General features: G+C 76.7%; 5 protein-coding genes. 3 read left to right on the forward strand and 2 right to left on the reverse strand.

All coding sequences use genetic code 11. The annotated features are described in order from the left end of the window. Positions 1–35 precede the first annotated feature (35 nt). Together rsmH and mraZ are read right to left on the reverse strand one after the other, a co-directional pair. A complete protein-coding gene (gene rsmH / locus ACYVKY_RS10100) occupies positions 36–1034 on the reverse strand; it encodes a 16S rRNA (cytosine(1402)-N(4))-methyltransferase RsmH (RefSeq protein ID WP_460434847.1) in 999 nt (332 codons plus the stop codon). Between the two features lie 289 nt (positions 1035–1323). Then, a complete protein-coding gene (mraZ, locus tag ACYVKY_RS10105) occupies positions 1324–1755 on the reverse strand; it encodes a division/cell wall cluster transcriptional repressor MraZ (RefSeq protein WP_460434848.1) in 432 nt (143 codons plus the stop codon). Between the two features lie 434 nt (positions 1756–2189). On the opposite strand from mraZ, the gene ACYVKY_RS10110 reads away from it, so the two are divergent. From ACYVKY_RS10110 to ACYVKY_RS10120, 3 genes are all read left to right on the forward strand, one after another. Beyond that, positions 2190–3164, forward strand: coding sequence for an AAA family ATPase (locus ACYVKY_RS10110; protein WP_460434849.1), 975 nt, complete (start codon positions 2190–2192; stop codon positions 3162–3164). 10 nt (positions 3165–3174) lie between these two features. After that, positions 3175–4545 carry a DUF58 domain-containing protein gene (locus ACYVKY_RS10115; RefSeq protein ID WP_460434850.1) on the forward strand — a complete coding sequence of 457 codons (1371 nt, stop codon included), beginning with the start codon at positions 3175–3177 and terminating at the stop codon, positions 4543–4545. Continuing rightward, the coding region (locus ACYVKY_RS10120; protein ID WP_460434851.1) for a transglutaminase family protein at positions 4542–6652 on the forward strand (2111 nt) is incomplete at its 3' end. The genes ACYVKY_RS10115 and ACYVKY_RS10120, both read left to right, overlap by 4 nt.

Raw genomic sequence — 6652 nt, forward strand, 5'->3', positions numbered from 1 at the left:
GGCGACCCGGGCGCGGGCGGCGGACGCGGCGGGGCTCATGCCGCCACCCCCCTGCGGTCGCGGCGACGGGGCGGCGTGCCCGCCCGCACCCGCTCGGCGGCGCGCAGCCGCACCGACGCGGCCCGCGGGTTGGTCTCCTGCTCGTCGCCGGGCGCCTGCTCGGCCCCGCGGGTGAGCAGCCGGAACGTCGGCGCGTGCTCGGGGAGCTCGACCGGCAGGTCGACCGGGGCGGTGCTCGTCGTGCGCTCGGCGAGCGCGTGCTTGGTGAGCCGGTCCTCGAGCGAGTGGTACGACATCACGACCACGCGGCCGCCGACGGCGAGCGCGTCCAGCGCCGCGGGCAGCGCGCGCTCGAGCACCTCGAGCTCGCCGTTCACCTCGATCCGCAGCGCCTGGAAGGTGCGCTTGGCCGGGTTGCCGCCGGTGCGGCGCGTGGCCGCCGGGACGTTCGCGCGGACCAGCTCGACCAGCCGGGCGCTGGTGGTGAACGGCGCGACCTCGCGCTCGCGGACGACGGCGTCGGCGATCCGGCGGGCGAACCGCTCCTCGCCGTAGCGCTGCAGGACGCGCGCCAGGTCACCGGCCGGGTAGGTGTTGAGCACGTCGGCGGCGGTGCGGCCGGTGCTCTGGTCCATCCGCATGTCGAGCGGGGCGTCCTGGCTGTAGGAGAAGCCGCGACCGGCCTCGTCGAGCTGCAGCGAGGAGACGCCGAGGTCGAGCAGCACGCCCTGCACCGCGGGCAGCCCGAGGTCGGCGAGCACCTCGCCGATCCGGTCGTAGACGGCGTGCACGAGCGTCACGCGCTCGCCGAACGGCGCGAGCCGGCGCCCGGCCAGGTCGATGGCGTCCAGGTCGCGGTCGATGCCGACGAGCCGCGCCCGCGGGCAGCGGCGCAGCAGCGCCTCGCTGTGGCCGCCCATGCCGAGGGTCGCGTCGACCACGACCGACCCGGGCTCGTCGAGGGCGGGCGCCAGCAGGGCGACGCAGCGGTCGAGCAGCACGGGCACGTGGCGCGCTGCGGCATCGGAACTCATCTCGACCCTTCACGGGAGGTGCGGGTGCGCCGGGACCCGTGGGGGCGGGCACCCGGTGCGCGTCGGGGAAGTACGCGGGGGAAGTGGGGTGTCGTGAGGTGGGGCGGCCGCCGGGTCGCGTCCGGCGGTGGTGGCCGTCCGCCCGGGTCTCCCTCCGCCCGCTCGGCCTGGCACCGGGGAAGGTGCGCCAGGTCGTGCGGTCGGCTGGAGACCGGGACGGACGGACGTGCGGGGAAGGTCGTGCAGGTCGTGCGTCGGGGTCGTGCGCGCGTCGGGTCGGGGTGGCCGGTCAGAACAGGCCGGGCACCACCTCCTCGGCGGTCGTGGCGAACGCCTCCTCCTGCTCGGCGAGGTAGGTCTCCCAGGCGGGGGTGTCCCAGATCTCGACCCGGGAGCCGGCACCGATGACCGTGACCTCGCGGTCGAGGCCGGCGTAGGTGCGCAGCTGGGTCGGGATCGTGATGCGGCCCTGCTTGTCGGGCATCTCGTCGGACGCACCGGACAGCAGCACGCGCAGGTAGTCGCGGGCCTGCTTGCTGGAGGTGGGTGCCTGGCGCAGCTGCTCGTGCAGCCGGCCGAACTCGGCGGTGGTGAACACGTAGAGGCAGCGCTCCTGGCCGCGGGTGAGGACCAGACCCGGGGCGAGCTGGTCGCGGAACCTCGCCGGGAGGATCAGCCGGCCCTTGTCGTCCAGACGCGGGGAGTGCGTGCCCAGGAACACCGGCGGCCTCCTCCCTGTCCGGGTCGGGGCCCCCCGCCGGCCCCAACGCGCTCCACATTACTCCACTTCCCACCACGGTCAACGCGGAATCGGCCGAGTCGCGCCAGAACTTGAGCCGTTCCCCCAGGTCAGTGCGGGTGGAGCGGTGTGGAGGGGTCTCGGCCGAACCGGTGCCCGGCGGACCGGGACGGGCAGCCGTGGGGCGGTGTCCGTGCTCGCGCCGTGCTCGCTGCCGCCCGGTCCGCCGGTCCGCCACGCGGCGCGCCGGCGTCCGGGGAGGGAAGTGGAGGGGTGCGGGCGAGCGGTCGCCGGGGCCGGCGGCGCGGGGGCGACCCTTCGCGGTCCGCACTCCGTCCCCCTCGGACGCGTCCCGTCGCGTACCGTCAGCAGCAGCGTGGGCACGGGCGTCCACGACGACCCGGGAGGACCTCCGCGTGACCACGACCGGCACCGCCCCGCGCACCCTCGACGACCTGGCGGCGACCGCCGGTTCGGTGCAGGCCGCCATCGAGTCGGTGATCGAGGGCAAGACGCAGGCCGTGCGCACCGCGCTCGCCGTGCTGCTCGCCCAGGGCCACCTGCTCGTCGAGGACGTGCCGGGCGTCGGCAAGACGATGCTGGCCAAGGCGCTGGCCCGCTCGATCGACTGCTCGGTGCGGCGCATCCAGTTCACGCCGGACCTGCTGCCCAGCGACATCACCGGCGTCTCGATCTACAACCAGGAGACGCGCGACTTCGAGTTCAAGCCGGGCGCCGTCTTCGCCAACGTCGTGGTGGGCGACGAGATCAACCGGGCCTCCCCCAAGACGCAGTCCGCCCTGCTGGAGTGCATGGAGGAGCGCCAGGTCACCGTCGACGGCGTCACCTACGTGCTCGAGCCGCCGTTCATCGTGGTGGCCACCCAGAACCCGATCGAGATGGAGGGCACCTACCCGCTGCCCGAGGCCCAGCGCGACCGGTTCATGGCGCGGGTGTCGATGGGGTACCCCTCCTCCGCCGCCGAGATCGACATGCTCGACTCCCGCGACGAGTCCGACCCGCTGGACGCGCTCGAGCCGGTGGCCGACGCCGCGACCGTGCGGGCGCTCGTCGACGTGGTGAAGGCGGTGCACGCCGCGCCGGCCGTGAAGCAGTACCTCGTCGACCTGGTCACCGCGACGCGGCGCCACCCCGACCTGCGCCTCGGCGCGAGCCCGCGGGCGAGCCTGCAGCTGCTGCGGCTGGGCCAGGCCCGCGCGGCGCTGGACGGCCGCGACCACGTGCTGCCGGACGACTTCAAGGAGCTGGCCGCGACCGTGCTCACGCACCGGCTGCTGCCGACGGCCGACGCCCAGCTCGCCCGCCGCTCGGTCGACGACGTGCTCACCGAGGTGCTCGACCGCGTGCCGGTGCCGGCAGCGGCCCGCTGAGGACGCCGCCGTGACCAGCCCGGCGGCGGGTACCCCCGCAGCCGACCCCCGCACCGGACGCCGGCCGCGCCGTCCCGACGCCGGCGCCCTGCCGGCGGCGCTGTCCGGGCTGACCACCCGCGGGCGGGCCTTCCTGGCCGCGGGCGTCGCGACCGCCGCCTGCTCGGTGCTGCTCGGGCAGCGCGACCTGCTGCGGGTGGCCGTGCTGCTCGTGGCCGTGCCGCTGGTGGCGGTGCTCGTCGTCGCGCGCGCCCGCTACCGCGTGCAGCTGTCGCGCACCGTGGCGCCCGCCCGGGTCGACGCCGGGTCGTCGGCGACCGTGCGGCTCGAGCTGGCCAACCTGTCGTCGCTGCCGACCGGCGTGCTGCTGGCCGAGGAGCACCTGCCCTACGTGCTCGGCGCCCGACCGCGGTTCGTGGTCGACCGGCTCGACCCCGGCGCCCGCGCGGCGGTCAGCTACACGCTGCGCAGCGACGTGCGCGGACGGTGGGAGGTCGGGCCGGTGCGGCTGCGGCTCACCGACCCGTTCGGCATGTGCGAGGTCGGGCGGTCCTTCCGCGCCACCGACCCGTTGGTGGTGGTGCCCAAGGTGCACCCGCTGCTCCCCCTGCGCGCCGCCGGCAGCTGGCGCGGGTCGGGCGACTCGGTCACCCGCACCGCGGCCGCGTCCGGCGAGCACGACCTGGCCACCCGCGAGTACCGGTACGGCGACGACCTGCGCCGGGTGCACTGGCGCTCGACCGCCCGCCGGGGCGAGCTGATGGTGCGCCGCGACGAGCAGCCGCACCAGCTGCAGGCCACCGTCCTGCTCGACCGCCGCGCGGTCGGCCACCGCGGCGAGGGCCCGGCGTCCTCGTTCGAGTGGCTCGTCAGCGCCGCCGCGTCGGTGTGCCACCTGCTCGTCGACGCCGGGTACGGCGTCCGGCTGGTCAGCGACGACCTCGAGACCGGCTGGACCGGGCGCGAGCACGTCGGCGGGGTCGGCACGCTGCTCGACCGGCTCGCGGTCGTCGACCTCGGCGGGCCCGGCGAGCTGTCCGCCGCGACCACCCTGCTCTCGCGCGCCGGCGGCGACGGCCTGGTCGTCGCCCTGCTCGGCGAGGTCGGCCCGGACGAGGCGCACCCGCTCGCGTCCCTGGCCCGCCAGGGCACGACCGGGATCGCGGTCCTGCTGCGCACCACGACCTGGGCCGCGCTGCCGCCGCGGCGCGCGGGCGAGATCGACGGCGCCCGCGAGGCCGCCTCCGGCACCCTCGAGCTCGGTGGCTGGTCGTGCGTCGAGGTCGACGCCCGCACGCCGGTCCCGGTGGCCTGGGAGCGGCTGGTCGCGCGGCACGCCGCCCAGCAGGGCGGCGGCGCCGTGGCGGGAGCCCGACGGTGACCCGCGCGACGCGCACCCGGCTGGTCGCGGCGCTCGCGGTGCTGCTCGCGGCGACCACCTTCTTCCCGCTCGTCCAGGGCCTGGGGTGGCTCGTCGAGCTCACCGCCGTCCTGGCGGCGGGCGTCCTGCTCGCGTCCGCCGGCCGCCGGGTGGGCGGCACCGCAGCCGGCGCGGCCGGCGGGCTGCTCGGCGCCGCGCTCGCCCTCACCTGGGTCTACGCCCTGCCCGAGGCCGTGCTGTTCGTGCTGCCCGGCCCGGCCACCGTCGAGCGGTTCGTCGAGCTCGCGGTGCAGGGCGGCGACACCATCACGGGCTCGGCGGCGCCCGCCCCGGCCACCCCGGGCCTGCGGATGGTCGTCGTCGCGGGACTGGCCCTGGTGTGGTGGCTGGTCGACCTGGTCAGCGTCGCGCTGCGGCGTCCCGCGGTCGCGGGCCTGGCCCTGCTCGCCGTGTACTGCGTGCCCACCGCGCTGGTCGCGCGCGGCCTGCCGTGGTGGTGGTTCGTCCTGGCCGCCACCGGCTACCTCGTCCTGGTGTCGTCCGACGCGCAGGAGCGGGTGGCGCGCTGGGGCCGCGTGGTCGGCAGCTCGGGCAGCGAGGAGGGACGCTCCGCGTCGCTGTCGGCCACCGGACGGCGGGTCGGGGTGCTCGCGGTCGTCGCGGCGGTGCTGCTGCCCGGCCTGGTGCCGGGGCTGTCCGAGAGCCTGCTGCCGAGCGGCGACCTGCCGGGCGACGGCCCGGGCAACGGCACGATCGCCGTGCTGAACCCGATCCTGTCGCTGCGCGACGACCTGTCGGCCAACGACGACGTCGTGGTCTTCACCTACGAGACCGACGACCCGGTGCCCGACCCGATCCGGCTCGTCACCGTCGACTCCTTCGACGGCGAGACGTGGGAGCCCACCTACGGCGACATCGACCGCGACCAGCGGGCGGCCGACCAGTTCCCTCCGCCGCCCGGCCTGGGTGGGGGCGTCACCACCCAGCAGGCCCGCACGTCGGTGCAGATCCAGGCCCTGCGCCAGGGCTGGCTGCCCTCGCCGTACCCGCAGACGCGGATCGACATCATCGGCCCCTGGATCTACGACGAGACCACCTTCAACGTCGTCGGCGACGGCACGCAGACCGAGGAGGGCCTGCGCTACACCGTCCTGCACGAGCTCGTCGAGCCGGACGCCGCGGTGCTGGCCACCGCCGGTCCCCCGCCGACCGAGGTGGTCGAGCGCTGGACCGCGCTCCCCGAGGGCACCCCCGCCTCGATCACCACGACCGCCCAGCAGGTGGCGGGCCAGGGCACGGCGCTGGAGCAGGCGGCGCGCCTGCAGGCCTGGTTCCGCAACGGCGGCGGGTTCCGGTACTCGCTCGACGCGCCGCCGGAGAACGGCTCGTCCGCGGTCGCCGACTTCCTGCAGCGCCGCAGCGGCTACTGCGTGCACTTCGCGTCCGCGATGGCGCTGATGGCGCGCTCGATCGGCATCCCGGCCCGCGTCGCCGTCGGATGGCTGCCCGGCGAGCGCGTCGGCGAGGGCCGCTACGAGGTCTCCCAGCAGGACGCCCACGCGTGGCCCGAGCTGTACTTCGAGGGCGCCGGCTGGCTGCGGTTCGAGCCCACGCCGGCCACCCGGGCGGGGACGCTCCCCGGGTACTCCGCGCCGACCGCCGAGCCCGAGCCGACCGCGGCGCCGAGCACCTCGGCGAGCTCGAGCGCCGCGCCGGCGGGCCCGACCAACCCCCGTGACGTCGACGAGCCGAGCAGCGCGCCCGACCGCTCGCTGGTCGAGGTGCTGCGCGACGTCCCGTGGCGCGTGGTGCTCGCCGTGCTGCTCGTGCTGGCGCTGCTGGCCGCACCGGCCGTCACCACCGTGCTGGTGCGGCGGCGCCGCTGGGCGCGGGCCACCACACCCGGCGCGCGGGCCGAGGCGGCCTGGACCTCGCTGGTCGAGGAGCTCGGCGACCGCGGCGTGCGGGTGCCGCCGCACCTGACCGTGCGCCAGGCCGAGGCCGTCGTCGGGGAGGCGCTGCCGCCTGAGGCCGGGGCGAGCCTGCACCGCGTGGCCCGGGCGGTCGAGCGCGAGCGCTACGCGCCGCCACCCGGCACCCGGGTGCC

The organism is Angustibacter speluncae, from assembly GCF_054777815.1.